The sequence below is a fragment of the Caballeronia sp. A2-2 genome, from assembly GCF_057612605.2.
Map to the genome: position 1 here is coordinate 2,500,283 of NZ_CM172587.1, position 24,280 is coordinate 2,524,562.

A 24,280-nucleotide genomic window follows, 5' to 3' on the forward strand; every position below is an offset into this window, starting at 1 on the left:
CTCGCGATTATAGGCAACGAGCACGTGGAGTTTGATCGATAGCATCGCGAAATAACGGCTTCATCAAAAAGTGACGAGCAAACGCGCCGAACGCCTCGCCCGTACAATAGCGCTTCCGCGCCCACTTACCGTTCACCGTCGATGAACCTCGTCATCCAAAGCCTCGCCCCGATCGCCGACCCGCATCTGAAGCCGCTCGCGGCGCTCGCCCGCTCGAAAGACACGCAGCGTATCGATGACACGCTCCTTCGTTTGTCCGATGCCGATCCGCTCCAGCGCCCCGACATCGACGCGTACTGCGGCACGCATGCGCTCGATTACGCGTATATCGCGCCACAAGCGAAGCTCGCGGATTTCGGCCTCGTCGCGATGGACATGGATTCGACGCTCATCACCATCGAGTGCATCGACGAAATCGCGGATTTTTGCGGGCTGAAAGCGGAAGTCGCGGCGATCACGGAAGCGTCGATGCGCGGCGAGATCAAGGATTTTCGTGAGAGCCTTACGCGTCGCGTGGCGCTCCTGAAGGGACTGGATGCGAGCGCGCTGGAAAGCGTTTATGTGGAACGGCTGCGTCTGTCGCCGGGCGCGGAACGCATGCTCGAAGGCGCACGCGCGGCGGGCCTCAAAACGTTGCTCGTGTCGGGCGGCTTCACGTTCTTTACCGACCGCCTGAAAGCGCGGCTCGGGCTGGATTACACCCACGCGAACACGCTCGAAATCGTCGATGGCAAGCTGACCGGCCAAGTCACCGGCGAGATTGTCGATGCCGATGTGAAAGCGCGCACGCTGCGCGAAACGTGCGCGAAGATCGGCATCGATCCGAAGCGGGCCATCGCCATGGGCGACGGCTCGAACGATCTCAAGATCATGGCGGAAGCCGGGCTGTCGGTCGCGTTTCGCGCGAAGCCGGTGGTGCGGCAGGCGGCAAGCGTCGCGTTCAACTTCGTCGGGCTGGACGGGTTGCTGCGCTTGTTTTGAGCGCCGGGCGCGCGTTACGCGAACGCTTTTTTCATCGCGGCGTCGATATCCGCGCGCAAATCCGCCTCGTCTTCCAGACCGATATAGAAGCGCACCAGCACGCCGCCGTGCGGCCATTGCGCGGCGGTGCGCATGGAACGGCAGTCGTAGGGCATCGCGAGGCTGTGCGAGCCGCCCCAGCTCCAGCCGATGGAGAACAACTTGAGCGCTTCCACGAAAGCATCCACTTGCGCAGCGCTGTAGCGTTGATCGAACACGATGGAGAAAAGACCGCCCGCGCCGCCTTCGAAATCGCGCTCGAAGAACGCGTGCCCCGGGCAGTCTTCGAGCGATGGATGCAGCACCGTCGCCACTTCCGGCCGCGTCTTCAGCCACAACGCCAACGAGTGCGCCGCGCGGTCGTGGGCTTCGTAGCGTAGCTTCATCGAGACGAGACTGCGGAGCACGAGCGAGGCATCGTCCGAGGACACGCCCACGCCCAACCGCATGCGCGCGCGCTTGAGCTTTTTGTGAAGCTCTTCGTCGTTGGTGATGGTTGCGCCCATCAAGATATCGCTGCCGCCCGACTGATACTTCGTCAACGCCTGCACCGAAATATCGACGCCATGCTCGAACGGCTTGAACGCGAGTCCCGCCGAATACGTGTTGTCGATCGCCGTCACGACGCCACGCGCACGCGCGGCCGCCGCGATTGCAGGCACATCGGGCACTTCCATCGTCACCGAACCGGGCGACTCGATCCAGACGAGCTTCGTGTTCGCGCGGATCAAACCGGCGATGCCCGCGCCGATCATCGGATCGTAATAAGTCACGTGCAGTCCGAAATCCGCCGCGAGCCAGTCGGCGTGATCGCGATTCGGGCCGTACACGTTGTCCGGCACGAGCACGTGATCGCCCGACTTCACCAGCCCGAAATACACGTTCGAGATCGCCGCCAAACCCGACGGCTGCAACAGCGCGAATTCGCCGCCTTCGATGACCGCGAGGCGCTGCGCGAGCGTCATCGTCGTGGGCGTGCCGTGCAGGCCATAGCGCCATTTTGAGTCGTCGCTCCAGACGAGCGAGCGCATGCTGACGAGGTCGGGAAACACCACGGTCGAGCCGCGCACGACCGGCACGGCGAACGACTCGAAGCCGGGCGTGATGCGATCGTCCGGCTGCACGATACGGGTTTGCAGGTTGAGCTTGTCGTTCGAATCGGTCATGACGTGAGAGAAAAAGTGGCGCGCATCATTCGCCGATGATGACGTTGCTCGTGCCGCCGACGCCGTTCTTCGGCGGCGGCGGTTCGAGAGAAGGCGCGGCAGGCTTTACCGAGCCGGTCGCAGGCAGCGTCTGGCCCGCCACCGCCGGGCGAAGATCGAAGGGTTGCGCGTTGGAATCGTCCGGGTTCATGCGCTCGCCCGACACGCTGCCGTCCGCCGCGAACTTGCCGACCCAGTTGCCGGTGATATGCGTGCCGTCATCCGATTCCTCGATTTCGAGCGTGTCGCCATCACGATCGCCCGCGATCAGAAACACCGCAGGATTGCCGACGTATTGATACTCGCCATGCACGCCGGAAGGATCTTCGTCCGGCCCGCTCTTTGCGCCGAGTTTCATCTCGATCTGCTTGTCGCCGAGCGTGCCGATATAGCGCGGAAAACGCGCGTATTCCGGGTTCGGCGTCAGCGCCTTCTTCGGCGGCAGCGCGAGTTCCTTGATGGCGGCCTGCGCGCCGTGTGCATCGGCTTCGCCGGGTGCGCGCTGATCGGCGGCGGTGACGCCGGGTTGCATCGGCGAACTACAACCCGCCAGCGCCACGAGCGCGAACGCCATTGCAATGAAACTGCACGCGCCCTTCTTTCCATGCTTCATGCTTGCTTCCTTCAATGTCGCGACGGTTAAATCCGCTCGAAAATCGCCGCGATGCCCTGCCCGCCGCCGATGCACATCGTCACGAGCGCATAACGTCCGCCGATGCGTTGCAGTTCGTACAGCGCCTTCACGGTGATGAGCGCGCCCGTCGCGCCGATCGGATGCCCGAGCGAAATGCCCGAGCCATTCGGGTTCACCTTCGCCGGATCGAGCTTCAATTCCTGCGTGACGGCGCACGCCTGCGCGGCGAATGCTTCGTTGGCTTCGATCACATCGAGATCGTTCACGGACAGCCCCGCGCGCTCCAGCACCTTCTGCGTGGCGGGCACCGGGCCGATACCCATGATCTTCGGATCGACGCCCGCATGCGCGTAAGCAACCAGGCGCGCGAGCGGCTTCGCGCCGCGCTTCTCCGCGACGCTGCGTTCCATCAGCACGACGGCGGCCGCTGCATCGTTGATGCCGGACGCATTGCCCGCCGTCACCGTGCCGTTCTCTTTCGCGAACACGGGTTTGAGTTTCGCGAAGTCGTCGAGCGTCGCGTTCAGGCGCACGTGCTCGTCCTGATCGAACACGGTCTCGCCTTTTTTCGATGCCAGCGTGACCGGCAGAATCTGTTCCCTGAAATAGCCCGCTTCGATGGCCATGGCCGCGCGCCGGTGCGATTCGAGCGCCAACGCGTCCTGCATCTCGCGCGTGATGCCGAATTTCTGCGCGACGTTTTCCGCCGTCACGCCCATGTGGATCTTGTCGAAGGGATCGTTGAGCGCGCCCACCATCATATCGACGATGCGCGCATCGCCCATGCGCTGGCCGAAGCGCGCGGCGGGCATGATGTACGGCGCGCGGCTCATGTTCTCCGCGCCGCCACCGATGGCGATATCGGCATCGCCCAGCAAAATGGCTTGGGATGCCGAAACGATCGCCTGCAAGCCCGAGCCGCACAAACGGTTCACCGTCAGCGCGGGCGCGGATTGCGTCACGCCACCGTCCAGCGCCGCGACGCGCGCGAGATACATGTCGCGCGGCTCGGTCTGGATGACGTTGCCGAATACGACGTGGCCGACTTCATCGCCTTGCACGTGTGCACGGGACAACGCCTCGCGCACCACGCGCGCGCCAAGATCGGTCGGCGCGAAATCCTTGAGCGATCCGCCGAAATCGCCGATTGCGGTGCGTACACCGCTCACCACCACTACGTCACGCTGCATATCGAGTCTCCATCGGTTGGGTAGCGTTTTAACGTTATCGGTATCTTCGCGCGTTTAGTACGCGCTTGCTTATTCCGCCAGCGCTTGCTCGACCATCGCTTTCGTCGGAATCGGTGCGACTGCGCCGAAACCCTGCGTCGAGAGCGCGGCCGCGACGTTCGCATAGCGCGCGGCGGCGAACGGATCGTCGCCCGCCACGAGACGCGCGATGAACGCGCCGCCGAAGCAATCGCCCGCGCCGGTGGCATCGACCGCATTCACGACACGGCCCGGCACGACGCGCCGTTCGTCAGGCGTGGCGATATACGCGCCCTCGCGGCCCAGCTTCAACGCGACGACCTTCGGGCCGAGCGCGAGCAATGCATCGACGATGGCGTCCTTGTCTTCGTGGCCGGTGAGCACGGTGACATCGTCCCAACTCGGCAGGCAGATATCGCACTGGCGGATGGCGTCGAGCATCACGGCGCGGGCGCGCGCGAGCGGCCACAGCTTCAGGCGCAGGTTCGTGTCGAAGCTGACTTTCACGCCGTGCGTGCGCGCATGGTCGATGGCGGCGAGCGCGGCATCGCAGGCCGACACGCCGATCGCCAGACTGATGCCCGACAGATGCACCACCTTCGCCGCCGCGATCATGTCCAGCGGCAGATGCGCGGGCGCATAGCGGCTCGCGGCCGAACCCGCGCGCAGATAATCGAAGCGATGCCCGTTCTCGCCATGCGAGACGAAATACACGCCGGTGGGCGCGTCCGGGTTCACGCGCACGGCGGACGTATCCACGTTTTCCGCGCGCCACAGATCGAGCAACAACTGGCCGAACTGATCCTGACCGACGGCCGACACGAAGCCCGTCGATGCCCCCTGCCGCGATGCCGCGATCAGGAAGTTCGACACGTCGCCGCCGACGCCTTGCAGGTAGTTCGGCTCACCGCGCTTGGACTGGTTGAATTCGATCATCGCCTCGCCGAGCGCGAGGACTTGCGGCATCGGTGACATCGCTTAGACCTCGCCCCAGAGATCGTGGCCGTCCGCGCCGGTGATCTTCACCGAGACGAAATCGCCGGCCTTGTAGCGCTTGGACGCCTTGGTCGTCGGCGCGATATACACCACGCCGTCGATTTCCGGCGCATCGGCGGAGGTACGGCCCACGCCGCCATCCGCGCTGACTTCATCGACGAGCACCTTGAGCGTCTTGCCGACCTTGCGCTTCATGCGCTTCGCCGCGAGTTCCTCGGCCAGTTCCATGAAGCGCGCGCGGCGTTCCTCGCGCACGTCGTCGGGCAGCGCGCCGTCGAGTTCGTTGGCGGTCGCCCCTTCGACCGGCGAATACGCGAAGCAGCCGACGCGATCCAGATCCGCTTCCTTGATGAAATCCAGCAGCGTCTGAAACTGTTCCTCGGTTTCGCCCGGAAAGCCCGCGATGAACGTGCTGCGGATGGTCAGATCCGGACACATCTCGCGCCACGCCTTCACGCGTTCGAGCACCTTCTCGGCATTGGCCGGACGCTTCATGCGCTTGAGCACGTCAGGGTGCGCGTGCTGGAACGGCACGTCGAGATACGGCAGCACGTGACCCTTGAGCGGACCTTCGGCCATCATCGGAATGACTTCATCGACGCTCGGATACGGATACACGTAATGCAGACGCACCCACGCGCCGTACTGCGCGGCCAGTTCGCCGAGCGCGCCGACGAGTTCGGTCATGCGCGTCTTGAGCGGCTTGCCGTTCCAGAAGCCCGTGCGGTACTTCACATCGACGCCATACGCGCTCGTGTCCTGCGAAATCACCAGCAATTCCTTCACGCCCGACTTGAACAAATTTTCCGCTTCGAGCATGACTTCCGCGACCGGGCGCGAGACCAGATCGCCGCGCATCGACGGAATGATGCAGAACGTGCAGCGATGATTGCAGCCTTCGGAAATCTTCAGGTAAGCGTAATGACGCGGCGTGAGCTTGATGCCGGCAGCCGGCACGAGATCGATGAACGGATCGTGCGGTTTCGGCAGATGCAGATGCACCGCGTTCATCACTTCGTTGGTCGCGTGCGGGCCGGTCACGGCGAGCACTTTCGGATGCACGTCTTCGATCAGACCCGTGCCGCTCGCGCTTTTTTTCGCGCCGAGACAGCCGGTCACGATGACCTTGCCGTTCTCGCTCAGCGCCTCGCCGATGGCGTCGAGGCTTTCCTGCACCGCTTCGTCGATGAACCCGCACGTATTGACGACGACGAGATCCGCGCCATCGTAGCTGCCGGAGATTTCGTAACCTTCGGCGCGCAGTTGGGTGATGATCTGCTCGGAGTCGACGAGAGCTTTGGGGCAGCCGAGGGAAACCATGCCGATGCGGGGCACAGCATTCGGCTTGATGTTTGAATCCAAAGAATTTTTCACGGGGAGACTGTCTTGTGGAGGGCAGCGGCGGACGCGCGCAGGCAATCCGCTATTTTACTCCGTGATGCCGGGGCGGCTTTGGGCTTGAATCAGGCGGCCCCGATCAATACTTCGGCAGGAATGTGCAGCCCCTCGTGCAAACGCCGGATCATCGCGAGACTCAGCGCGCGCTTGCCAGCCAAGACCTCATAGACACGGTTGGAACTGCCGATGTACGGCTGCATGTCCGGCACCGACAAACCCGCCTGCTCCATTCGAAACTTGATCGCCTCGATGGGGCTGGGCGCGGCCAGCGGGAAGTGCTCGGCTTCGTAGCGTTCGATCAGGATCGCCAGCACGTCGAGCGCATCGCCTTCGGGCGTGCCGGGTGCGGGGTCTGCATCGACCAGCGCCGACGCGGCGCTCAGCGCGCGGGCATAGTCGGATTCGCTTCGGATTGGGCGAATGTCCATTGACTTACTCCATTTCCACGGTCGCCGCGTCGACCTTTACTTGATATAGGCCACGCCGTCTTCGTGACGAATCAGGCTTAAGCAACGGCTTAATCTTGGCAGTTCTTATATCTCGAATTCTTAAAAAAGGACAGAACGTTACAAAGAGGCCAAGAGTGCGCTCTAACATGGCGCTCTCCATTCGCATCGCTCGCCGCCCCATGCTCGACACCTCCGCACTCCGCACCTTCAACCCCCTCTTCATCACCCCCTGCTATTCAGGCCAGGTCACCTCCGGTTTCGCCACCAGCATGCTGTCGCTCACCAACGAGTTATGGCAACTCGGCGTGCAAGGCTCGGTACGCATCCGTTCCGGCGAAAGCCTCGTCACGCGCGCGCGCAACGAAGCCACCGCGCATTTTCTGGCGCACAAGCAGCACACGCATTTGTTCTGGATCGATGCAGACATCGGCTTCACGCCGGATCAGGCGTTGCGTCTGTTACTGGCGGACCGCGATGTGGTCGCGGGCGTCTATCCGCTCAAGCGCTTCAACTGGAGCGGCACGATTCCCGAAGGCATGACGCAGGACCAGTTCCTCACGCGCGCGCTGCGCTATCCGGTCAACACGCACGACAGCATCGATATGACGATCGATGCCGACGGTTTCATGGAAGTGAGCGAAGCGCCGACCGGCTTCATGTGCATCAAGCGAAGCGTGCTGGAAACGATGATCGCGCGCATGCCCGAACTGCAGTACGTGCCCGACGCCCCGCCGGAGTCGCCGCTGCACGGCCATTGCTACCGTTTCTTCGACGTGATGGTCGAACCCGAGACCAACCGCTATCTCTCGGAAGACTATGCGTTCTGCCGGCGCTTTCGCGATCTCGGCGGCAAGGTGCACGTGGACACGCGCTCGAAACTCGCGCACCACGGCTCGTACACTTATCGCGGGGATTTCGGCGCGGCGTGGGCGCAAGATCCGGCGCGAGCCGTAGGCGGTCAGTAACGGTCATCGACCGCCGGCGTCACTTCTTCTCGGTCGACGACGCCGGCGTGGGCGCCTGGAACGGGAAGGTGTTGAACATCGTCTTCGCCTGGTTCTGCATCTGCTCCTGCATCTGCACGAACATGTTCTTCGACTGCTCGATGTAGCTGGTCATCATGCCCTGCATCATCGGGGCCTGCATGTTCATGAACTGCGACCAGACTTCCGGGTTGAGCGCGTTGCCGTCGTAAATGCCCTTGCTCTGTTCGGACAGCTTCTGCTGGATGTCGATGAACGCCTGGATATTTTTCTCCAGATACGTGCCCATCATGCCCTGCATGGCGTGGCCGTAGAAGCGGATGATCTGCGAGAGCATCACCGATGAAAACATCGGCAAGCCGCCGCTCTCCTCTTCGAGAATGATCTGAAGCAGGATCGCGCGCGTGAGGTCGTCGTTCGACTTCGCATCCAGAACCTTGAACTCCTCCTGATCGAGCACGAGCTGTTTCACATCGGACAGCGTGATGTACGTGCTCGTTTCGGTGTCGTAGAGGCGCCGGTTCGGATATTTTTTGATGAGTCGTTCGGCGGATTTCTTTGTAGTAGTAGTGGTGGTCATTGAACGCCTTCTAAACGCAAGACTGTACTGCGATGGCAGCAAGCGAGTCTTGCGTTGTCGCAAAAAGCGTTGCTGCTGGTTCGCCGTTGTTGAGATATCCGGCAAGGGGCGGCGTCCTCGGGCGCATGGCGGGCGCCCGGAAGCAGGATGCAGCCCCGTGTCAGTCCATCGGCCTGTCAGCCCATGTGCAGGCCGCCATTCAGCGAGAAGTCCGCGCCGGTCGAGAAACCCGACTCGTCCGATGCCAGCCACGCGACGATCGAGCCGATCTCGTCGGGCGTGCCCAGGCGGCGGACCGGAATGGTCGCCACGATCTTTTCCAGCACTTCGGGGCGGATCGCCTTCACCATCTCCGTGCCGATATAGCCCGGCGACACGGTGTTGACCGTCACGCCCTTGGTCGCCACTTCCTGCGCCAGCGCCATCGTGAAGCCATGAATGCCGGCCTTGGCGGTCGAATAGTTCGTCTGCCCGAACTGGCCTTTCTGCCCGTTCACCGACGAAATATTCACGATACGCCCGAAGCCACGCTCCACCATGCCTTCGATGACCTGCTTCGTCACGTTGAACAGGCTCGTGAGGTTGGTATCGATGACGGCGGTCCAGTCTTCGTGCGTCATCTTGCGGAACACGACGTCGCGCGTGATGCCGGCATTATTCACCAGCACATCGACTTCGCCCACTTCCGCCTTGACTTTATCGAACGCGACCTTGGTCGATTCCCAGTCGCCCACGTTGCCTTCCGAGGCGATGAAGTCGAAGCCGAGCGCCTTTTGGGCTTCGAGCCACTTGACCCGGCGCGGCGAATTCGGGCCGCAGCCCGCGACGACCGTGAAGCCATCCTTGTGCAGCCGCTGGCAGATACTCGTGCCGATGCCGCCCATTCCGCCGGTTACATACGCTATACGCTTCGCCATTCCTCACTCCATTTTGTTATGCGGACGACGCCTCCTGACCCCGTCCGCTTGCCCTTCCCGACCCGCCTGATGCTTCGGATTACGTATATTATTTTTACGGACGTTCCAGCGCCAGCGCGACACCCATGCCGCCGCCGATGCACAGCGACGCCAGGCCCTTCTTCGCGTCACGCTTCTGCATCTCGTGCAGCAGCGTGACCAGAATCCGCGCGCCCGATGCGCCGATCGGATGCCCGATCGCAATCGCACCGCCGTTCACGTTGATCTTCGACTGGTCCCAGCCCATCTGCTTGTGCACGGCGAGCGCTTGTGCGGCGAACGCTTCGTTGATTTCCATCAGGTCGAGGTCGTTCACGGACCAGCCTGCGCGTTCGAGGCAGCGCTTCGAGGCCGGCACCGGGCCCATGCCCATCACCTTCGGATCGACGCCCGCGTTTGCGTAGGCCTTGATGCGTGCGAGCGGCGTGAGGCCGAGCGCTTCCGCCTTCTTCGCCGACATCACGATCACGGCTGCTGCGCCATCGTTAATGCCGGATGCGTTCGCCGCCGTCACCGTGCCTTCTTTCGAGAACGCGGGCTTCAATCCCGAAAGCGCTTCTGCGGTCACGCCGTGACGAACGAACTCGTCCGTGGTGAACTTGACCGGATCGCCTTTGCGCTGCGGGATCGAAACCGGCACGATTTCATCGTCGAAGCGGCCGGACTTCTGCGCGGCTTCGGCCTTGTTCTGCGAGAGCGCCGCGAACTTGTCCTGTTCCTCACGCGTGATGCCGTATTCGCGTGCGACGTTCTCGGCGGTCGTGCCCATGTGGTAGTTGTTATAAACGTCCCACAGACCATCGACGATCATCGAGTCGATCAGCTTGGCGTCGCCCATGCGGAAGCCATCGCGCGAACCGGGCAGCACGTGCGGCGCCGCGCTCATGTTCTCCTGACCGCCCGCGATCACGATCTCCGCATCGCCCGCGATGATGGCATTGGCCGCGAGCATCACCGCCTTGAGACCCGAGCCGCACACCTTGTTGATCGTCATGCCCGGCACCATGTCCGGCAAACCGGACTTGATGACCGACTGACGTGCCGGGTTCTGTCCCGAACCCGCCGTCAACACTTGTCCGAGGATGACTTCGCTGATCTGCTCGGGCTTCACGCCCGACCGCTCCAGCAAGGCCTTGATGACCGTTGCACCCAGATCCGGCGCCGCGATTTTCGCGAGCGAGCCGCCAAACTTGCCGACCGCTGTACGCGCGGCCGATACGATCACTACGTCAGTCATTTTCTCTGTCCTTTGGCATTGAAGTTAATTGATCTCAAGTCGCGCGATGCATGAATCGCGCACCCTCCTCTCCCATGCCGTTCAGAAGTCGCGTTCCAGCACATATCGCCCGGGCGCAGGCTCGATCACCGGATGAGCCTTCGACCCTTGCGTCGTCGCTGCCTTGACCTGCTCGCCCGCGTGCTGCGCGAGCCATGCCGACCACGTCGGCCACCAACTGCCCGGATGCTCCGTTGCCGCATCGAACCACTCGTCGGCGTCGCCGGGCAGCCGGTCCGTCTCGCCGTCGAGAATCCAGAAACTGCGCTTGTTCTTCGAGGGCGGATTGATCACGCCCGCGATATGTCCCGATGCGCCCAGCACAAATTTCTGCGGCCCGCTCAGAATCGGCGCGGATGCATACGCCGACTTCCACGGCACGATGTGATCCTCGCGCGAGCCGTACAGGAACGTGGGCAGCGTGAGGCGCGAAAGGTCGATCGACTCGCCGCATACCGTCAGCGCGTTGGGTTCCTTCAGCTTGTTTTCGAGGTACGTGTTGCGCAGATACCAGACGCACATCGGACCGGGCAGATTGGTCGAATCGCTGTTCCAGAACAGCAGGTCGAACGCCTGCGGGCTTCGTCCTTTGAGATAGTTATCGACGACGTAGTTCCACACCAGATCGTTCGGCCGCAGATAGGAAAACGTGTTGGCGAACTCGATGCCGCGCATGAGTCCCGCCGGTGCGCCCTGCTTGCCGCCGATGGCGCGTTCGCGCATCTGCACATGCGCTTCGTCGACGAAGACATCGAGCACGCCCGTGTCGGAGAAGTCGAGCATGGAGGTGAGCATGGTCATCGACGCGGCCGGGTCTTCACCGCGCGCCGCCGCCACCGCGAGCGCATTCGCCAGAATGGTCCCGCCGATGCAGAAGCCCAGCGTGTTGATCTGCTCCTGCCCGGTGATCTCCTGAATCGCGCCGATCGATTCGAGCACGCCTTCCTCGACGTAATCGTCCCAGTCCTTGTGCGCGATCGACTGATCCGCATTGCGCCACGACAGGATGAACACCTGATGCCCCTGTTCGAGCGCATAACGCACGAGCGAGCCTTCGGGCGAAAGATCGAGGATATAAAACTTGTTGATGCACGGCGGCACGATCAGCAAGGGCCGCGCGTACACCTTCGGCGTGAGCGGCGTGTACTGAATGAGTTGCGCGAGTTCGTTCTCGTACACCACCGAACCTTCCGTCGAGGCGATGTTCTTGCCCACCGCGAAGCGCGATTCGTCCGACTGCGAAATCTTGCCGCGCTGCATGTCGCTGAGCAGATTCATCATGCCCTGACGCAGACTCTCGCCCTTGCTTTCGATGAGCATCTTCTGCGCATCCGGATTGAGCGCGAGGAAGTTGCTCGGCGATGCGGCGGCCGCCCATTGCTGCACGGTAAAGCGAATGCGCTCACGCGTTTTCGGGTCGCTCTGCACGGCATCCGCGAGTTCCTGCAGATAACGCGCGTTGAGCAGATACCACGCCGCCGTGAAGGCGTAAGCGGGCGTCTGCTGCCATGACGTATCCGAGAAACGGCGATCCTTGATGGCCGACGGATCGATGGCCTGCGCGCCCGCTTGCTTGAGCAAGTCGGCGGCATCGCGCGAATAATCGCTTTGCAGTTGATGCAGCTTTTCAGGCGGAATGGCGGCAGTCGGAATCTTCGGCAGCGTGGGCAAGCCCTGCATGGCCGCGCCGAAACCCGGCATGCTGCTCGCGAGCTTGGCGAATTCCGCCATGCCGTTCGCTTTCGTGAAGTCGGGCATCTGCGGCAGCGAGCCGAGGTTCGGGAAGGCGTTCGGCAAACCGCTCATGCCGGGGAATGCCAGAAACGGCATGGCACCCGGTGCGCCCATCGCGCCGAATGTGGCGAACGGAGACGCCGCCGCGCCATTTCCTTTCGAACCTTCAGCGGCCGTTTTCGCCTGAGGATTTGCTGCGGCAGCAAATTTGGCCCACTGCGCCGGGTCCGCGACCGAGCGCCACGCGTTGAGCCACTGATCGAACGCTTGTTGAACGCCTGTCTGTACGCCTGTCGAATCGGCAGATGCTTGCGCCGGATTGCTGTCGGCAGTACGGGAGCGGGAAGAAGAGGAGGAATTTTTGGAAGCCATACCCGCTTTTGACCTGTGAGTCTTGCAAGACTGGATTGCTGATGCAGGCATCGCCGGGCTTGATCTGCCAGCGCGCAAGTATTGGTGCGCTCTATGCGCGCGGCAAAGAGTGACCCTTGCTACGCCGTGCCCGATTGGTTGAATTCCCGGAACATTCTTGCTCTCAGGCGTCGGGCATGTCAATGCTTCGCCCCGATTTTGCCGCAGCGCGATAATTTTTTAATTATCGTTTTCCCCCATCATAAATATTGCTTTTTGGCGGAAGTTTGTCGAATGCGGCACGCGCATGACAAGCGTCTGAAAAGACGTTCGTCGTGCGATCAATCGGCGAGCCAGATCATCGCGGCCATGCGGCCGGTCACGCGGTCACGGCGGTAGGAATAGAAGCGTTCGGTCTCGGTGACGGTGCAATGCGTGCCGCCATGAATGCGCGATGCATCGACGCCCAGGTCCGCGAGACGCAAGCGCGCGAGCGTGAAGATATTGGCGAAGTGTTTACCCGGTGCGCCTGCGGGTTTGAACGCGGCGGCGGTCGCATCGCGTCGATGCGGGTTCGCGGCGGTCATGAATGCTTCGAGCACGTCATCGCCCACTTCGAATTTTTCGGGGCCGATGGCCGGACCGAGATACGCGTTTAGCGCGGATGGCGCGACATTCGCCAGTTGCGCCACGCGCTCACCCGTTTTCTCCACGATGCCCGCCGCCAGCCCACGCCAGCCCGCGTGCGCCGCGCCGACCGCGCGGCCTGCGTCGTCGCAGAACAGAACGGGCAGGCAATCGGCCGTCATCACGACGCTCACGACGCCCGGACGGTCGGTCACGCTGGCATCCGCGCGAATGGTTTCGCCCTGCGCGCGGCGCGCGATGACCTGCGCCGCGTCCTCGACCTGCGCACCGTGGATCTGTGCCAGCCACGCGGCTTGCGTCGCGCCGGTCAGCGCCAGCGCGCGGCGGCGATTCTCGTGGACGGCTTCGAGCGCATCGTCTGTCGATAGACCGAGATTGAGACCGCCCGCGCCGGATGCGGCGTCATCGTAAGGACCGGTGCTCACGCCGCCCGCACGCGTCGTCACGAAGGCGCGCACGCGCGGCGACACGCGCCACTGCGGCCACAGGCAATGCTTCGCGTCGAGCGCTTCCGATGCGTTCGTCATGCTTCGTCGTCCTCCGGATCTTCGTCTTCCCAGTCTTCGTCGTCGTGGACTTCGTAGACTTCGGGGAAGTCGTCGTCATCATCGTATTCGGCTTGCTCGGCCGTGCCGAAGCCGAGCGCGGCGGCGAGCGCCACCATGTCTTCGGGCATGTCCGCGCGCCAGTGGACTTCGCGGCCAGTCGCCGGATGAATCAGCCCGAGCCGCCACGCATGCAGCGCCTGCCGCGCGAAGCCATCGGGCAGCGGCGTGACCGAACGCCTGCCGCGCGCGTGGCCGTACACCGGATCGCCCAGCAACGGATGCCGCGCATGCGCGAAATGCACGCGAATCTGATGCGTGCGGCCCGTTTCGAGATCGCAATGAACGGCGCTCACCGGCTGGTTGTTCCAGATCGTCCGGTCGATGGTGCGAAAGTGCGTGCGCGCCGGTTTGCCCGACGCACTTTCGACCACCGCCATGCGCGTGCGCTCGCGCGGATCGCGGCCGATGGGTGCGTCGATGGTGCCGTCGTCCGGCATGGTGCCCCACACGAACGCGACGTAACGGCGCTTGACCGTGCGCGCCTGAAGCTGACGCACGAGGTCGGTCTGCGCTTCCAGCGTGCGCGCAACGACCATCAGCCCCGACGTTTCCTTGTCCAGCCGATGCACGATGCCCGCGCGCGGCAGTCCCGCCGCATCGGCATAACGATGCAGCAGGCCGTTGAGCAGCGTGCCACTCCAGTTCCCCGCCGCCGGATGCACGACCATGCCGGCGGGCTTGTTGATCACGACGAGCGTTTCATCTTCGTACACGATCTCCAGCGGCACCGGCTCCGGCGCGAACGCGAGCTGCTCCGGCAGCAGATCCGGCACGAGCGTGATGCGCGCATCGAGCGGCACGGGCTGACGCACTTTGGCGCGCTCGCCGTTCACGAGCACGCGCCCTTCCTCGATCCAGCCTTGCAAACGGCTGCGCGAGAACTCGGGGAAAACCTTCGCGATCACCTTGTCCAGACGCTCGCCCGCAAGCGAATCGGGCACGTGCGCCACGCGCGGCGCCTCATCCGCCGCGTCCGGTGCGCTCGCGCCGGAACGCTCCGCATCGATGCGCGATGAGTCGTCGGCCGAATCGCATCGGCTATAATCTTTGAGTTGGTCTTTGGTACTGCGCGAAGAAGATGAGTTCACTGAGCGGATCACTGAGCGGGTACTTGAGCGGGTCATTTAAACGTAATGCCAGGGGAGCAACGGGAAGCTCGCGGAAACAGTCCGCGTGGTCGGTCAGGTCGGCGGCAATCGTCGCCCGGTCAACGTATCACGCGAAACGCCGCGCTTCGATCGTTGCGTACCGTGTCGTCGGCAGCCCACCGCGCGGCGATACGGCCAGACACACAGAATCAGCCAGGAACAGCAAGCACTGATGCGAGCCTTCAACACCCTTCATCAATCGATGCAGCAATCGATCAAGTATCTGGCGCTGGCCGCGAGCGTCGCCATTGTTGCGGCCTGCCACGGTCTGCCCGAGAAAACCGACGAAACGGCGACCTGGAATAACAACAAATTATATACGGAGGCTCAGGACGCGCTGGACGGCAAAGACTGGGGCAAATGCGCCAAGTACTTCGAAGGACTCGAAGGCCGCGACCCGTTCGGGCATTTCGCGCAGCAGGCGCAGATCAACGTGGCCTACTGCAACTGGAAGGACGGCGAAACCGCCAACGCGGATCAGGCCATCGACCGGTTCATCAAGCTGCACCCGGATCATCCCGAGATCGCGTATGCGTACTATCTCAAGGGCATGATCCACTTCAACGACGACCTGGGTCTGTTCGGCCGCTTCTCCGGTCAGGACATGAGCGAGCGCGATCCGAAGTCGCTGCGCGAGTCGTATGACGCGTTCAAGATGGTCGTGGACAAGTATCCGCAAAGCAAGTACGCGCCGGATGCCGCGCAGCGCATGCGCTATATCGTGAACGCGCTGGCGTCACATGAAGTGCATGCTGCGGACTACTACTATCGTCGTGGCGCGTATGTGGCGGCGATCAACCGCGCGCAGCTCGCCATTCGCGAGTACAAGAACGCCCCGGCAACGGAAGACGCGCTGCATATCATGATGCTGTCGTATCAGCAGTTGAACCAGCCGCAAATGGCCGATGACACCAAGCGCGTGCTCGCCGCCACGTTCCCGGACAGCCCGTATGTGACGGGCAAGCGTCGCGCGAACGCGGCGAAGCCTTGGTATCAGATTTGGTAAGTCGAAGTTGATCCAGCAACAAGAGAAAGGGCGCCGAGGCGCCCTTTTTTATTGCTTCGATTCCTCGAAAAACGCCTGCACCACCTCGACTTCACGCGTGCGCTTGAACGGCGGCAGACTCTGCCAGATGCGCCGGCCATACGGTTTATCGACGAGCCGCGTATCGCAGATCATCAATACGCCGCGATCGGTTTCCGCGCGAATCAAGCGCCCCGCGCCCTGCTTGAGCGTGATGACCGCTTGCGGCAACTGATGCACGGCGAACGGGCTCAATCCCTTGCGCGTGAGTGCATCGAGACGCGCGGCGAGGACCGGATCGTCGGGCGGCGCGAACGGCAGCTTGTCGATGACAACGAGCGACAGCGCATCGCCACGCACATCGACGCCTTCCCAGAAACTTTGGCTACCCACGAGAATCGCGTTGCCGTACGCACGAAAACGGTCGAGCAGTTCGGTGCGGCTGGCATCGCCCTGAACGAGCAGCGGATTGTCCCAGCCGCGCTGTTCCATGATGTCGCGCAGACGCGTGGCGATGCGATCCACAGCGCGCAAAGTCGTGCACAGGAAGAACACGCCGCCGCCCGCCGCTTCGATCACCGGCAGCGCGGCGTCGAACACGGCGTCCGTGAATTGCGGCGAGGACGGCTGCGGCACGTTGCGCGGCACGTAGAGCAGGCCTTGCGTCGGGTAATCGAAGGGACTCGGCAAGGTCATCGAGCGGCGCGCGTTCAGGCCCATTTGCGCCGCGTAATGCGTGAAGTCGCCACGCACCGAAAGCGTCGCCGAGGTGAAGATCCACGCGCGTGGCACACCCGCGCGCTGTTTCGCGAAAATCGGCGCGACGGATAGCGGCGTTTCATGCAACTGAACCGTGTGTGAGAACACTTCGATCCAGCGCACCATTTCGTTCGGTTCTTCCTTCGCGGCTGCGCTCGCGGTTTCCTCGGACTCGACCACCGCACGTTCGAGCGCGGTCGGCGGCGTGGTCCAGCCGGACAGTTGATCCTGCAATTCACGCGCGCGCCGCACCAGGGCTTGCAGCGATTCCGCGCGTTCGGCGTGTTGCGCGAGCGCGGCCGTCAAGGCATCGAGATGTGTTTCCAGTACGTCGAGCGCTTCGAACAGCGGATGCCCGTCAGCCAACTGGCCCACGGAGAAGCGCGCCGAATCTTCCTTGAACGCGAGCCGCAGATCGCGCGCCGCACGTTCCAGCGAAGCCCCGAGCTTGGTCCAGTCCGCTGCATCGCGTGCGTGGCTCAGGCCTTCGGCGACCGTATCGCGCGCGAGTTCCAGCAATTGCGTGGTGGAGAGCGTGTCGCCGAAGAACAGCGTCGCCGTCTCCGGCAACTGATGCGCCTCGTCGAAGATGATGGTGTTCGCCATCGGCAACAATTCAGCCATGCCGGTGTCGCGCAGCATCACATCGGCGAAAAAAAGATGGTGATTCACCACCACGATATCGGCCTGCTGCGCCTCCTTGCGCGCCTGCATCACGAAGCATTCCTTGTAATGCGGGCATTCCTGACCGAGACAGTTATCACGCGTGGACGTGACCATCGGCCAGACGGGCGAGTTTTCCGGGACGCTCGCGAGTTCGGCCTTGTCGCCCGTGCGCGTGATCTTCGCGAACCGCACGATTTCCTGAAGATGCGACGTGTCCTTGCGCGACGGCAGCCGCCCGTTGTCGGCGGTGCGCTCCAGATAGTAGTGACACAGATAGTTCGCGCGGCCCTTGAGCATGGCGACGGAAACCGGCACGGCAAGCGCATCGCGCACGGTCGGGATATCGCGCTGAAAAAGCTGATCCTGCAGATGCTTCGTGCCTGTGGACACGATCACCTTGCCGCCCCACAGCATGGCCGGCACGAGGTAAGCATAAGTCTTGCCGGTGCCGGTGCCGGCCTCCACGATCAACGTGTTCTCGCCGCCGTCGATGGCCGCCTTCGCGGTCGCGATGCCGACTTCATCCGCGCTCGGCTCGCTTGGCGCATGCGGCTTGTCCGATGGCCCGAGCTTGCGCGCGGGACGGCGCTGCGCTTCGAACATCGCGGGCTCGGGCATCGCGCGGCCGGAGGCTTCCATCGCGGCGGCGACGGACTGCGCCATCTCGATCTGCGAGGCGCGCGTGCGATATCCGTCGATGGCGCGCGCGAGCAGGCCATCGGCGGAAAAGATCGCTTCGAGTTCGGTGCGGCGTTTCGCCGTCAGGACGTGCGGCGCGCGTTCGGTGTCGCCGGAGGATGCGGGTGAGTTCAAAGCGGAATCGGTCCTGCTGCGTGGTGCGGCGTGATGTGGGTTTTGGCAGGGATCGACTGCATGCGGCTCAATGAATGTCGGTATCCAGTTGCAACTGAAGCAGGAGGATCGTGTCCTTTACCTTGAGCTTGCGTTTCTTCAGGCGCCTGAGTTCAAGATCGTCGATGCCGGCCATTTTCTCGATCAGCACATCGAGGCCGTGATGCTCGTCCTGCAACTGCGCGATGCGATCGCGGAGCACGCTGGCGTCCACGGCAGGTTGTCGGGGTGCGTTCAAGCGCTGCTGCATGCTCGCCTCCTGTCTTCCTTCGTCGCTTCGGGCTGGCCAGTGTCCGCTTGCTACGGCGTTCGGACTACTGGCCTTGTTGCTGCTGTTGCTTCAACTGGTCCTGCCGCTGCTGTTCCTGCTGGGCTTGCTGCGCCTTTTCCTGCTGCTTGCGGGCGGCTTCCTTCTGACGCGCTTCCACCTCGGCGCGATGCTGCGCGGCGTCCTGCTGCTTCTGCTCGTAACGCTGCGCTTTCAGATCGCGGTCCTGCGCATCCTGCACGCCACGGGCGCGCGCGTCGTTCAACTTCTGCTGATAGTCGGCCTGCTTGCGATCGTAAGCCGCCTGATTGGCCGCGCGCTGCGGTGCATCGGCGTTGCGCTGGGCGGCGGCGAGCGCGTTCTTGCGCTGCTTGTCTTCGTACGACTGCTGGGCGGCTTGCTCGTTGGCGGCGCGTTGCGGCGCACCGGCATCGTACTGGGCCTGTTTGATCGCGCTCTGCTCGTCGCGTTCCTTCGCACGTTCGGCGCGCTGTTCATCGTCCAGCGCCAACTGCTCCTGACGAATCTGCCGGCGCGATTCGCGCATTTGCGTGCGCGCACGGTCGATACAGTGATTCACGAAGAAATTGCCATAGCAGTCGTGTTCCTTGACGCCATAGGCATAGTCGTTTTCTTCGGTGCGCTTGTCCAGCGCCTTTTGACGGCGCGCGAAATCGTCGCGCAACGCGGCTTCGGAAGTCTGCGTGGACGACGCGCCATCGAGCGGCTGCGCGGTCACGGACGTCGTGGGATCGATTGGCTTCGGGGTCTGAGCGAACGCGGGAAGCGCGACCAAAGCGCCAGCCACGCAAAGCGAAGACGCAGTGCGTGAAAGCGAGCGGAGAATGAGCGATTGAATGAGCGGCAACGTGATAAATAATCCGTAGCGAAGCGGTCTTTTCGATGCCGAAATTCTATCACCGTGCGCCGAAGCGCTTCGGCATTTATGGCAAAATCCCCCGCTCCAGCAACCCGGCTCGTCCATGCGAAGTCAATGCGAAGCGCCCGCGCCGCTGTCCCGCACCAAGGTCGGTGCCTTCTTCCTCTGCGGCGCTTGTCTCCTTTGTCTCCTTCGCTTTTTGTTTGGCCCCGACGAGCCAGTCACCGCGCAGAATCATGACGGAAACCGTAGCACTCAAGATCGTACAGCGCATTGCCACCGAACTGACCGTGCAGCCGCGTCAGGTCGCCGCCGCCGTGCAGCTTTTGGACGAAGGCTCGACCGTGCCGTTCATCGCACGTTATCGAAAGGAAGTGACGGGCAATCTCGACGACACGCAATTGCGCACGCTCGAAGAACGCCTGATCTATCTGCGCGAACTGGAAGACCGGCGCGCCGCGATTATTTCGAGCATCGACGAGCAAGGCAAGCTCTCTGACGAACTGCGCACTGCTATCGAAGGCGCGGATAGCAAACAGGTGCTCGAAGACCTGTATCTGCCTTACAAGCCCAAGCGCCGCACGCGTGCGCAGATCGCGCGCGAAGCCGGTCTCGAACCGCTCGCGCAAGCCTTGCTCGCCGATCCGACGCTCGATCCGCAAGCCGAAGCCGCGAAGTTCGTCGATGCCGAAAAAGGCGTTGCCGATACGAAAGCCGCGCTCGATGGCGCGCGCGACATTCTCTCGGAGCAGTTCGGCGAAACGGCCGAAATCCTCGGCAAGCTGCGCGAACATTTATTTGGCCAAGGGCTCGTCATGTCGAGCGTAGTCGACGGCAAGCAGAACGAGGAAGGCGAGAAATTCCGCGATTACTACGACTACAGCGAAACCATCCGTACGGTGCCGTCGCATCGTGCGCTGGCGCTGTTCCGTGGGCGTAATGCGGGCGTGCTGTCCGTGAAGCTCGGGCTTGGCGAAGAACTGGATGCGCAAATTCCCCACCCGTGCGAAGCGATGATCGCGCAACACGTCGGCATCGTGAATCGCGGACGCGCGGCGGACAAGTGGCTCTCGGACGTGTGCCGTTGGTGCTGGCGCGTGAAGGTGCAGCCGCACATCGAAACGGAACTGCTCACGCAATTGCGCGAACAAGCCGAGCACGAAGGCATTCGCGTGTTCGCGCGCAATCTGAAGGATTTGCTGCTCGCCGCGCCTGCAGGCCCGAAGGCCGTGATCGGCCTCGATCCGGGTCTGCGCACGGGCGTGAAGGTCGCGGTGGTGGATCGCACCGGCAAGCTGCTGGCGACCGATACCATCTTTCCGCACGAGCCGCGCCGCGACTGGGACGGCTCGCTTGCGAAGCTCGCGCGCATCGCGAAGGCGACGCAGGCCGAGCTTATTTCCATCGGCAACGGCACGGCATCGCGCGAAACGGACAAGCTCGCGAGCGAACTCATCGCCAGGCATCCCGAACTGAAATTGCAGAAGATCGTGGTGTCGGAAGCGGGCGCGTCGGTGTATTCGGCGTCGGAACTCGCGGCGAAGGAGTTTCCGGAGCTTGATGTGTCGCTGCGCGGCGCGGTGTCCATCGCGCGACGCTTGCAAGACCCGCTCGCCGAACTCGTCAAGATCGAGCCGAAGGCGATCGGCGTGGGCCAGTATCAGCACGACGTCAACCAGCGCGAACTCGCGCGCTCGCTCGATGCGGTTGTCGAGGATTGCGTGAATGCCGTCGGTGTCGATGCGAACACCGCGTCGGTCGCGCTGCTCGCGCGCGTGTCGGGGCTGAACGCGACGCTGGCGCGCAATATCGTCGATTATCGCGATGCCAACGGGCCGTTTCCGTCGCGCGAGCATCTGAAGAAGGTGCCGCGTCTGGGCGATAAAACCTTCGAACAGGCGGCGGGTTTTTTGCGCATCAACAACGGGGAAAATCCGCTGGATCGCTCGTCGGTTCACCCGGAAGCGTATCCGGTCGTCGAGCGCATTCTTGCGAAGATCAAGAAGCATATCGGCGATGTGCTCGGCCGCCGCGACGCGCTCACGGGCCTCTCACCCACCGAGTTCGTCGACGATCGTTTCGGTCTGCCGACGGTCCGGGATATTCTCAGCGAACTGGAAAAGCCGGGCCGCGATCCGCGTCCCGAGTTCAAGACCGCGACGTTCCGGGAAGGCATCGAGAAGATTTCGGATCTCGTGCCGGGCATGGTGCTGGAAGGCGTCGTGACGAACGTGGCGGCGTTCGGCGCGTTCGTGGATATCGGCGTGCATCAGGATGGGCTCGTGCACGTGTCCGCGATGAGCACGAAGTTCATCAAGGACCCGCACGAGGTCGTGAAGGCCGGACAGGTCGTGAAGGTGAAGGTGGTGGAGACCGACGTGAAGCGTCAGCGGATCGCGCTCACCATGCGTCTGGACGATGACTTCGCGCCTGCTTCCACGGCGGGTGCTGGCGGCAGTTCCCAGTCGCGAGGCGCGGGACAAGATCGCCGCTCGGGCGGCGGTGCACGCGATTCTCGGCCGAACACGCGCCGAGAGCCGGAACCGTCCGGCGCGATGGCCGCAGCGTTTGCCAAGTTGAAGCGCTGAAGCATCGAGCATGAAAAAACCCCACGTTTTTACGTGGGGTTTTTTGTCGTCTGCGCGGGAAAAAGCGTTCTTAAATCTCGATCTTCGTCCCGAGTTCCACCACGCGATTCGCCGGAATACTAAAGAAATCCGTAGGCTTCGCCGCGTTCTGATGCATCCACGCGAACACGCGCTCGCGCCACACCGACATGCCCGGCAACTCCGTCGGCACGACCGTTTCGCGCGCCATGAAGAACGAGGTGTCCATGAGCTCGAACGTCATCGCGTGCGTGCGCGTGATCTGCTCCAGAACCGCCTTCACGTCGGGCGTTTCGTTGAAGCCGTACGTGGCCTTCACGAGGAACAAACCGCCGCCGATATCCTTCACTTCCACGCGGTGCGCATCGTCCACATAGGGAATGTCGCGCACCTTGAAGTTCAGGAAGATCGTGCGTTCGTGCAGCACCTTGTTGTGCTTGAGATTGTGCAACAGGCTCACCGGCACGAGCGAATCGCTGCCGGTCAGATAGATCGCCGTGCCCGACACGCGATGCGGCGGGTGCGCGAGCAACCCTTGAAGGAAAGGCATCAGCGGAATACCGTCTGCCGCCGTGCGGTCCTTCACGATCATGCGCCCCTTGTACCAGGTCATCAGCAGGAAGAACAGCGCCCCGCCGATGCACAGCGGCAGCCAGCCGCCCTGCTCGATCTTGAGCAGACTCGCGCCGAAGAAGCCGATGTCGATCATCAAAAACACCGCGATCATGCCGCCCACGACGAAGCGGTTCCATCCCCAGAGATTGGTCATGACCACCGATACGAGAATCGTGGTCACGAGCATGGTCGCCGTCACGGCCAGACCATACGCCGCCGCCAGATTCTCCGAACTCTTGAAGCCCACGACAATGCACAGAATGATGAACAGCAGCATCCAGTTGACGAGCGGAATGTAGATCTGTCCGATCGCTAGTTCGGAAGTGTGCAGGATCTTCATGCGCGGCACGTAGCCAAGCTGGATGGCCTGACTCGTCAGCGAATACGCGCCGGAAATGACCGCCTGCGAAGCGATGACCGTCGCGACCGTGGACAAAATCACGAGCGGCAGCAAGGCCCAGTCGGGCGCGAGCAGAAAGAACGGGCTTTCGATGGCCTTGGGCGAATGCATGAGCAGCGCGCCCTGACCGAAGTAGTTCAGCAGCAGCGAAGGCATCACGAGGCAATACCAGCCGTAGCGAATGGGCTTCGCGCCGAAGTGACCCATGTCGGCGTACAGCGCTTCCGCGCCGGTCAGCACCAGCACGACCGAGCCCAACACGATATACGCCTGCAACACGTGCGATGCCATGAAGCTGATCGCGTAGTACGGATTGAGTGCGATAAGCACCGCAGGCGACGCCGCGATGTGATACGCGCCCAGCACCGCGAGCGTCACGAACCAGACGAGCATGATCGGCCCGAACAGCTTGCCGACGACCGCCGTGCCGTGACGCTGAATCCAGAACAGCAGGACGAGGATCACCATCGTGATGGGGATCACGTAGGACGTGAGCTTGGGCGCGGCGAGTTCGAGACCTTCGACGGCGGAGATCACGGACATGGCGGGCGTGATGACCGCATCGCCATAGAACATGCAGGCGCCGAAGATGCCGAGCATCATCAGGACGCCGGAGACTTTGCCGCGATCTTTCACGCTGCGCAGCGCGAGCGTCATCATGGCGAACACGCCGCCTTCGCCGTTGTTGTCGGCGCGCATGACGAACAGCACGTATTTGACGGCCACCACCATGACGATGGCCCAGAACAGCAACGAGATGACGCCGAGAATGGATTGTTCGGAGAGCGCGATGCCGTGCGACGGGCTAAAGGCTTCCTTCAGGGAATATAAGGGACTCGTGCCGATGTCGCCGAAGACGACGCCGATGGCGGAGAGCGCAAGGGACGGCAAAGAGTGTTTGCGCTCTTGCGCGTGAGTCATGTTAGTCATAAAAGCGGTATATCCGTCCAGAGCGGAATAAGACGAACGCCATTCTATCTAACGCGGCACGCAAAAGCGCCGTCTTGCGCGTGACT

The 24,280-nt window shown here is 62.8% G+C and carries 20 protein-coding genes; 4 read left to right on the forward strand and 16 right to left on the reverse strand.

Annotated elements, in window-relative coordinates; genetic code table 11:
- Positions 1–141 precede the first annotated feature (141 nt).
- On the forward strand, positions 142–981 hold the full coding sequence (serB, locus tag ACZCWR_RS11920; protein WP_487300970.1) for a phosphoserine phosphatase SerB: 840 nt from the start codon (positions 142–144) through the stop codon (positions 979–981).
- Positions 982–995: 14 nt separating this feature from the next.
- Here serB and ACZCWR_RS11925 read toward each other — a convergent pair whose 3' ends face one another.
- From ACZCWR_RS11925 to ACZCWR_RS11950, 6 genes are all read right to left on the reverse strand, one after another.
- On the reverse strand, positions 996–2,186 hold the full coding sequence (locus tag ACZCWR_RS11925; RefSeq protein WP_487300971.1) for a cystathionine beta-lyase: 1,191 nt from the start codon (positions 2,184–2,186) through the stop codon (positions 996–998).
- A 25-nt stretch (positions 2,187–2,211) separates the two neighbouring features.
- Positions 2,212–2,838: a hypothetical protein gene (locus ACZCWR_RS11930; protein ID WP_487300972.1), complete on the reverse strand. Its 627-nt coding sequence runs from the start codon at positions 2,836–2,838 to the stop codon at positions 2,212–2,214.
- 26 nt (positions 2,839–2,864) lie between these two features.
- The gene (gene bktB / locus ACZCWR_RS11935; protein ID WP_487300973.1) at positions 2,865–4,049 is read right to left on the reverse strand and encodes a beta-ketothiolase BktB; all 1,185 of its coding nucleotides are present in this window, start codon (positions 4,047–4,049) and stop codon (positions 2,865–2,867) included.
- A 69-nt stretch (positions 4,050–4,118) separates the two neighbouring features.
- Positions 4,119–5,042 (reverse strand): sugar kinase, encoded by a 924-nt coding sequence (locus ACZCWR_RS11940; protein WP_487300974.1) that lies wholly within the window; start codon positions 5,040–5,042, stop codon positions 4,119–4,121.
- 3 nt (positions 5,043–5,045) lie between these two features.
- Entirely contained in the window at positions 5,046–6,437 is a 1,392-nt protein-coding gene (rimO, locus tag ACZCWR_RS11945) for a 30S ribosomal protein S12 methylthiotransferase RimO (protein ID WP_487300975.1), read from the reverse strand.
- Positions 6,438–6,526: 89 nt separating this feature from the next.
- The gene (locus tag ACZCWR_RS11950) at positions 6,527–6,889 is read right to left on the reverse strand and encodes a helix-turn-helix domain-containing protein (protein ID WP_487300976.1); all 363 of its coding nucleotides are present in this window, start codon (positions 6,887–6,889) and stop codon (positions 6,527–6,529) included.
- 167 nt (positions 6,890–7,056) lie between these two features.
- Between ACZCWR_RS11950 and ACZCWR_RS11955 the strand changes: the two genes are divergently transcribed.
- Positions 7,057–7,875, forward strand: a complete 819-nt coding sequence (locus ACZCWR_RS11955) for a hypothetical protein (RefSeq protein ID WP_487300977.1) — start codon at positions 7,057–7,059, stop codon at positions 7,873–7,875.
- 19 nt (positions 7,876–7,894) lie between these two features.
- Here ACZCWR_RS11955 and phaR read toward each other — a convergent pair whose 3' ends face one another.
- The 6 genes from phaR to ACZCWR_RS11985 all read right to left on the reverse strand — a co-directional run bounded on the left by phaR (position 7,895) and on the right by ACZCWR_RS11985 (position 15,170).
- Positions 7,895–8,473: a polyhydroxyalkanoate synthesis repressor PhaR gene (phaR, locus tag ACZCWR_RS11960; RefSeq protein WP_487300978.1), complete on the reverse strand. Its 579-nt coding sequence runs from the start codon at positions 8,471–8,473 to the stop codon at positions 7,895–7,897.
- Between the two features lie 176 nt (positions 8,474–8,649).
- Positions 8,650–9,390, reverse strand: a complete 741-nt coding sequence (locus ACZCWR_RS11965; RefSeq protein ID WP_487300979.1) for a 3-ketoacyl-ACP reductase — start codon at positions 9,388–9,390, stop codon at positions 8,650–8,652.
- Between the two features lie 94 nt (positions 9,391–9,484).
- Positions 9,485–10,666 carry an acetyl-CoA C-acetyltransferase gene (locus tag ACZCWR_RS11970; protein ID WP_487300980.1) on the reverse strand — a complete coding sequence of 394 codons (1,182 nt, stop codon included), beginning with the start codon at positions 10,664–10,666 and terminating at the stop codon, positions 9,485–9,487.
- 81 nt (positions 10,667–10,747) lie between these two features.
- The gene (phaC, locus tag ACZCWR_RS11975; protein ID WP_487300981.1) at positions 10,748–12,811 is read right to left on the reverse strand and encodes a class I poly(R)-hydroxyalkanoic acid synthase; all 2,064 of its coding nucleotides are present in this window, start codon (positions 12,809–12,811) and stop codon (positions 10,748–10,750) included.
- 320 nt (positions 12,812–13,131) lie between these two features.
- Positions 13,132–13,965 (reverse strand): peptidoglycan editing factor PgeF, encoded by an 834-nt coding sequence (pgeF, locus tag ACZCWR_RS11980; RefSeq protein WP_487300982.1) that lies wholly within the window; start codon positions 13,963–13,965, stop codon positions 13,132–13,134.
- A complete protein-coding gene (locus tag ACZCWR_RS11985; protein ID WP_487300983.1) occupies positions 13,962–15,170 on the reverse strand; it encodes an RluA family pseudouridine synthase in 1,209 nt (402 codons plus the stop codon). Before ACZCWR_RS11985 ends, pgeF begins: the two co-directional genes overlap by 4 nt.
- 196 nt (positions 15,171–15,366) lie before the next feature.
- Here ACZCWR_RS11985 and ACZCWR_RS11990 point away from each other — a divergent pair, with 196 nt between their 5' ends.
- Positions 15,367–16,200: an outer membrane protein assembly factor BamD gene (locus ACZCWR_RS11990; RefSeq protein WP_487300984.1), complete on the forward strand. Its 834-nt coding sequence runs from the start codon at positions 15,367–15,369 to the stop codon at positions 16,198–16,200.
- Positions 16,201–16,248: 48 nt separating this feature from the next.
- Here ACZCWR_RS11990 and yoaA read toward each other — a convergent pair whose 3' ends face one another.
- The 3 genes from yoaA to ACZCWR_RS12005 form a co-directional block, all read right to left on the reverse strand.
- On the reverse strand, positions 16,249–18,456 hold the full coding sequence (gene yoaA / locus ACZCWR_RS11995) for a DNA repair helicase YoaA (RefSeq protein WP_487300985.1): 2,208 nt from the start codon (positions 18,454–18,456) through the stop codon (positions 16,249–16,251).
- A 67-nt stretch (positions 18,457–18,523) separates the two neighbouring features.
- The gene (locus ACZCWR_RS12000) at positions 18,524–18,745 is read right to left on the reverse strand and encodes a DUF465 domain-containing protein (RefSeq protein WP_487300986.1); all 222 of its coding nucleotides are present in this window, start codon (positions 18,743–18,745) and stop codon (positions 18,524–18,526) included.
- A gap of 64 nt (positions 18,746–18,809) precedes the next feature.
- A complete protein-coding gene (locus ACZCWR_RS12005) occupies positions 18,810–19,610 on the reverse strand; it encodes a colicin transporter (RefSeq protein ID WP_487303313.1) in 801 nt (266 codons plus the stop codon).
- Positions 19,611–19,879: 269 nt separating this feature from the next.
- Here ACZCWR_RS12005 and ACZCWR_RS12010 point away from each other — a divergent pair, with 269 nt between their 5' ends.
- Positions 19,880–22,231 carry a Tex family protein gene (locus ACZCWR_RS12010; RefSeq protein ID WP_487300987.1) on the forward strand — a complete coding sequence of 784 codons (2,352 nt, stop codon included), beginning with the start codon at positions 19,880–19,882 and terminating at the stop codon, positions 22,229–22,231.
- Between the two features lie 70 nt (positions 22,232–22,301).
- Here the strand turns inward: ACZCWR_RS12010 and ACZCWR_RS12015 are convergent, their stop codons facing one another.
- Positions 22,302–24,194, reverse strand: coding sequence for a potassium transporter Kup (locus ACZCWR_RS12015; RefSeq protein ID WP_487300988.1), 1,893 nt, complete (start codon positions 24,192–24,194; stop codon positions 22,302–22,304).
- Positions 24,195–24,280: the final 86 nt, after the last annotated feature.

Excerpts from the sequence above, each read along its gene's own strand:
- phaR (WP_487300978.1), bottom strand. The coding sequence starts at position 8,473 with ATGACCACCACTACTACTACAAAGAAATCCGCCGAACGACTCATCAAA.
- ACZCWR_RS12015 (WP_487300988.1), bottom strand. The coding sequence starts at position 24,194 with ATGACTAACATGACTCACGCGCAAGAGCGCAAACACTCTTTGCCGTCC.
- ACZCWR_RS11985 (WP_487300983.1), bottom strand. The coding sequence starts at position 15,170 with ATGACCCGCTCAAGTACCCGCTCAGTGATCCGCTCAGTGAACTCATCT.
- serB (WP_487300970.1), top strand. The coding sequence starts at position 142 with ATGAACCTCGTCATCCAAAGCCTCGCCCCGATCGCCGACCCGCATCTG.
- ACZCWR_RS11950 (WP_487300976.1), bottom strand. The coding sequence starts at position 6,889 with ATGGACATTCGCCCAATCCGAAGCGAATCCGACTATGCCCGCGCGCTG.
- ACZCWR_RS12010 (WP_487300987.1), top strand. The coding sequence starts at position 19,880 with ATGACGGAAACCGTAGCACTCAAGATCGTACAGCGCATTGCCACCGAA.
- ACZCWR_RS11940 (WP_487300974.1), bottom strand. The coding sequence starts at position 5,042 with ATGTCACCGATGCCGCAAGTCCTCGCGCTCGGCGAGGCGATGATCGAA.
- ACZCWR_RS11930 (WP_487300972.1), bottom strand. The coding sequence starts at position 2,838 with ATGAAGCATGGAAAGAAGGGCGCGTGCAGTTTCATTGCAATGGCGTTC.
- ACZCWR_RS11925 (WP_487300971.1), bottom strand. The coding sequence starts at position 2,186 with ATGACCGATTCGAACGACAAGCTCAACCTGCAAACCCGTATCGTGCAG.
- phaC (WP_487300981.1), bottom strand. The coding sequence starts at position 12,811 with ATGGCTTCCAAAAATTCCTCCTCTTCTTCCCGCTCCCGTACTGCCGAC.
- ACZCWR_RS12000 (WP_487300986.1), bottom strand. The coding sequence starts at position 18,745 with ATGCAGCAGCGCTTGAACGCACCCCGACAACCTGCCGTGGACGCCAGC.
- ACZCWR_RS11965 (WP_487300979.1), bottom strand. The coding sequence starts at position 9,390 with ATGGCGAAGCGTATAGCGTATGTAACCGGCGGAATGGGCGGCATCGGC.
- ACZCWR_RS11990 (WP_487300984.1), top strand. The coding sequence starts at position 15,367 with ATGCGAGCCTTCAACACCCTTCATCAATCGATGCAGCAATCGATCAAG.
- bktB (WP_487300973.1), bottom strand. The coding sequence starts at position 4,049 with ATGCAGCGTGACGTAGTGGTGGTGAGCGGTGTACGCACCGCAATCGGC.
- ACZCWR_RS11970 (WP_487300980.1), bottom strand. The coding sequence starts at position 10,666 with ATGACTGACGTAGTGATCGTATCGGCCGCGCGTACAGCGGTCGGCAAG.
- ACZCWR_RS11955 (WP_487300977.1), top strand. The coding sequence starts at position 7,057 with ATGGCGCTCTCCATTCGCATCGCTCGCCGCCCCATGCTCGACACCTCC.
- pgeF (WP_487300982.1), bottom strand. The coding sequence starts at position 13,965 with ATGACGAACGCATCGGAAGCGCTCGACGCGAAGCATTGCCTGTGGCCG.